We start from the raw sequence: 4,197 nt of genomic DNA, 5'->3' as shown, positions 1-4,197 counted from the left end.
CAGAAACTTCGGCTTCGGAAACGATAACAGATGCGATCGCATCTCCCGACTCATCCCCAATTCAGCGAGAATCCGAATCTTCCCCAATTCCGAGACAGCCAGAAACTTTGGCTTCGGAAACGATAACAGATGCGATCACTCCTCCTGAATCCTCCCCAATTCAAAGGAAATCCGTTACCCATCCCAATCTGACGGTTAGAGAAATGTTGTCTGATGGCAGTTTGCCGGAGATTCAACGAGTCATAAAAACCTTAAAAAGTGATGTAAATATCAGTGCATTTAAAAATAATAAAAATCAAAGAAATCAATTTTTAAATTCTTCTAATTTCAGTCCAGAACGTCAGAAACAGAAACCCGTTGGCGTTGTCCCCAAGTCCGGAGATAATATTGAAGAATTGATGACATTTCAATCGAGTCTTGAAAATCGTCAATCAATGCCACCAAAATTTTCCAAACCAAAAAGTGAATATTTGCCCGATAGCACCCAGGTTAGTGCCAAAGGAAAAATCATGTCTTCTCAGTTCTATAACAAACCGATTGCCACCCGAAATTTGATGGAAAAAACCATCGAAAATCGGGCGATTTTAAAAGAAAAAATATCCCCGGAAAAAGGTCATAAGATTCAACCGCTTGGACGGCGAGACTTGGACGAACTGGAAGAACATATTAGCACCCAACCATCGAGCCAAGAACCCGAGAAGGAGAAAAAACAGGAAGAAAAAGAACAAGTCGTGACGTCCGAACACCTGGAAGCACTAGCCCGAGAAATATATGCCTCAATTTGCCAGAGACTTCAAATCGAACGGGAGCGATATGGCTCGGTGCCCAACTCTCGCCGTCTTCCTTGGTGATGGGAGCCATTTTAGCCACCCCCAAATATAAAGAAAAGTAAAAAAAAGACCAAAATTAAATATAAAATGCTAGAATAAATTTGGAATGTATTCATCCTTAATAAAGGAGGAAAATTATGACGAAAACCAGTTCGGCGAAGGAGGCAGGCAAAGAGATAGTAACCAGTGTAGCCGATATCGCATTGCTAAAAGGAGCTGCCATATACGATAAAACTAGAGATACCGATTATTTGTCTCTGGAGAGAAAGAAAGAGTCTGCGGCTAGTGCTCTTTATCAACGTTGGGGGTTCAAAAGTGGAAAACTTGTCAAAGCGGCTCTGATTCCCAGAAGCGGAGAAAGTGCCAATATTATCCGCTTTCAATTTAACCCCACCGACCTCCAGTTGAGTCGTTCCGTTTCCATCGAAGATATCAAAGGGGCGCGGACGAGCCGAGGCTTGCCGAAAGTCAACTTTGGTTTTGTTGAACCCTACCAAATGACCCTAACCGACCTGGTATTCGACACCTACGAAACGGGCGAAAATGTATTGAATAAAATTAAGCCCATCCTGGATTCCGTTGACTTCAGTTCCTTCAAAGATCCGTTTAAAGAAGAAGGCGGGTACAGCGAGAGGATGGTCAAAGCCGATGTGACCAATACTTTCATTTCGACCGGGGTTTCGAGCCTTACAAAAAGCCTGGGTGATATCGATTTTGATGTCATGGAATTGGCCGAATATGGTGGCGGAGATATCGAATCCCAGGCCCTAGAATTGCGACGCCCTCCGGTGTATTATTTGATTTGGGGCGACAAAAATTATATGCGCTGCATGGTGGAAAGTTTGGATTACAAATTGACGATGTTCAAGCCGGACGGCACGCCGGTACGCGCCCGAGTCACCCTGAAACTCAAAGAAGTCGATCTGGGGGTCGCCGATCGCAGCTTCAGCGAACGTCGTAAAATTCTCAAAAAATCCTAGAATCAGAATTATTGTGAGTCATGGCAAGCGATCGCAGTCTCTACGTTTCCAGTCCCCTCCTGCAAATCGAAGGCGCCAGTTCATCGTCCCTGTCGGCTTTGATAAACGACCTGATTCAAATTTCGGTCGAAGAAAGCCTGCACCTGCCGGGGATGTTCACATTAGTCATCAATAACCCCTTCGTTCCCGTAGATGACGAAAGCGAAACCTGGCAACACGATCCGCTGCTGCAAATTGGCAAAAAAGTGAAGATCGGTTTTCAGGGGAGCACGACAGATTCTCCAGAATTCGATCGCGATCGCCAAGACTACATTATCGAAGGGGAAATTACCGCCATCGAAACCCACTTCACCAGCGACACACGGGCGCCCATCGTCGTCCGCGGCTACGACATATCCCACCGCCTGCACCGGGGACGCTACAACCGTTCATTTCAAGATTATACCGACAGCGATATCGTCGCCAAAATTGCCCGGGAAGTGGGCATCGACCGGGGTACAATCGACCCCAGCGAGGAAAAAAAAGCCTACATTTTCCAGGAAAACCAAACCAATATGGAATTCCTGCGAGAAAGAGCCGCCCGGATCGGATTTGAACTGTTCGTCCAAGACGGAAAACTGTTCTTTCGCAAACCCCGAGCCGGAGATATTTTAAAACTCAAATGGCTGACGGACTTTGAAACATTTCGCGTCCGCGTCACCAGTGCCGAACAGGTCAAATCGGTGGAAGTGCACGGCTGGGATTACCATCGAAAACAGCCGATCGTCTCCGTCGCCGACCGGGACGAAACCATCACCCGCGTCGAAGGCAATTCGCCGCGGCCGTCTCCGAACGGCGGCTTCACGGCCCCCAACTTCGGCAGCAACTGCCCCCCACCCAAACTGATAGTGGTGGATAAGCCGGTTTCGAGCCCCAAAGAGGCCGATCGCATGGCCCAGGCCCTCTACGACGAACTCGGGGGAGAATTCATCCAGGCCGACTCCCAGGCCCCGGGAAACCCCCAAATTCGGGTCGGAAAAGTGGTGGAACTGACCGACATGGGGCGCTACGGGGGCCGCTACTACATCACCGAAACCCGCCACCTGTACCAGGAGGGCAGGTACACCACCGAATTCGCCGTCCGGGGGCTGCGGGGCGGCTCAATTTTCCACACCCTTTCGCCCCAAACCGCCCTCAAACCGGGTCAAACCCACCTCGTCGGCATTGTCACCCACAACGACGACCCGGAAGGACTCGGCCGGGTGCGAGTCAAATTTCCCACCCTCACCCCGGAACCCGACGGCAGCGCCCACGCCAGCGCCTGGGCCCGGGTGGTGGGCGTCGGTGCTGGCCCGGACCGGGGCTTTTACTGTTTGCCGGAAATCAACGACGAGGTGCTGGTGGCCTTTGAACACGGGGACATCCATCGGCCCTACGTCATCGGCGGGGTGTGGAACGGCCAAGATAAGCCCCCGGATGGGGTGGAGGAGACGATTTCGAGGACGGGGAAAGTGCGTCTGCGGAGCTTCGCCACCCCCGCAGGCCACCAAATTCAGTTCGTCGAGGAGGACCGAAACCGCCAGAGTCAGGAGGGGGTGTATATCCGCACCGGCGGGGGCCACGAAATCCGCCTCAACGACAGCGATCGCAGCATCGAGATCGCCACTTCCGGGGGCCAGCGCATCCGCATCGACGATCGCACCGGCAAAATTGACATCCTCACCCCCAACGTCGGCGTGACGGGGACTTTGACCGCCGCAGCCCTGGTGGTCGGCGGGGCGGGGGGGACAAACGTGGCCGACGCGATCGCCAATTTGGGTGCCCAAGTTCAGCAACAACGGCAGGACTTTCAGAATTACGTCAACACCCAGGCGGCGATCGACCGCCAGCAAAACCAGACCGCCGCCGCCCTCAATAACCAACTTCGCAATCAACAGCGGCGTTTCGAGAACGTCCTCGAACAGCAACAGGACCTAGACGAACGGCAAGATCGGGCCACCCAGGAGCTGCAGCGACAGCTCCGGGAGGCCCAGGAACAGGCGATGGAGATGCGGGATCGATAATAATTGATAATTGATAATTATTGATGTTTTCCCGATTCCTGCCACCCCGGGGGACAGGGCCGGTCAGTTTCATCATTCTTGATAAAAATTAAACAATCTTAATTATTGGGAAAAAGAGACAAAATTTTTATTAAGATCGATGGTGGCGATCGCCCCGTTCGGTATAATTATCGGCATTGTGCGATTCGTTCGGGAGTGAAATAAGGCTGAAATGCCTGAAATAGCCTCCCGGTAAGGCTTCCATCCCCTTGGATGGAGATAAGGGACGCACCCCTGACCAGCCTTATAACTGTCTGTATGTTCCAAGTTTAGTATCACACGATACTAAATGAGGTCGGAACTCTC

The 4,197-nt window shown here is 51.4% G+C and carries 3 protein-coding genes; all 3 read left to right on the top strand.

The genetic code is table 11. The features are described 5' to 3' along the window. Positions 1 to 107 precede the first annotated feature (107 nt). Positions 108 to 851 (top strand): hypothetical protein, encoded by a 744-nt coding sequence (locus tag AC0QHF_RS14895; protein ID WP_324705013.1) that lies wholly within the window; start codon positions 108 to 110, stop codon positions 849 to 851. 116 nt (positions 852 to 967) lie between these two features. Continuing rightward, positions 968 to 1,810 (top strand): CIS tube protein, encoded by an 843-nt coding sequence (locus AC0QHF_RS14890; protein WP_324705012.1) that lies wholly within the window; start codon positions 968 to 970, stop codon positions 1,808 to 1,810. Between the two features lie 20 nt (positions 1,811 to 1,830). Further along, complete coding sequence (locus AC0QHF_RS14885; protein WP_324705011.1) at positions 1,831 to 3,852, top strand: VgrG-related protein; 2,022 nt, start codon at positions 1,831 to 1,833, stop codon at positions 3,850 to 3,852. Positions 3,853 to 4,197 lie beyond the last annotated feature (345 nt).

The sequence above is a fragment of the Lyngbya sp. CCY1209 genome, assembly GCF_055795065.1.
Note: the sequence above shows the minus strand (reverse complement) of the source record. Positions and strands in the feature narration are given on the sequence as shown.

Coding starts and splice junctions, on each gene's coding strand:
- AC0QHF_RS14890 (WP_324705012.1), top strand. CDS start 968: ATGACGAAAACCAGTTCGGCGAAGGAGGCAGGCAAAGAGATAGTAACC.
- AC0QHF_RS14885 (WP_324705011.1), top strand. CDS start 1,831: ATGGCAAGCGATCGCAGTCTCTACGTTTCCAGTCCCCTCCTGCAAATC.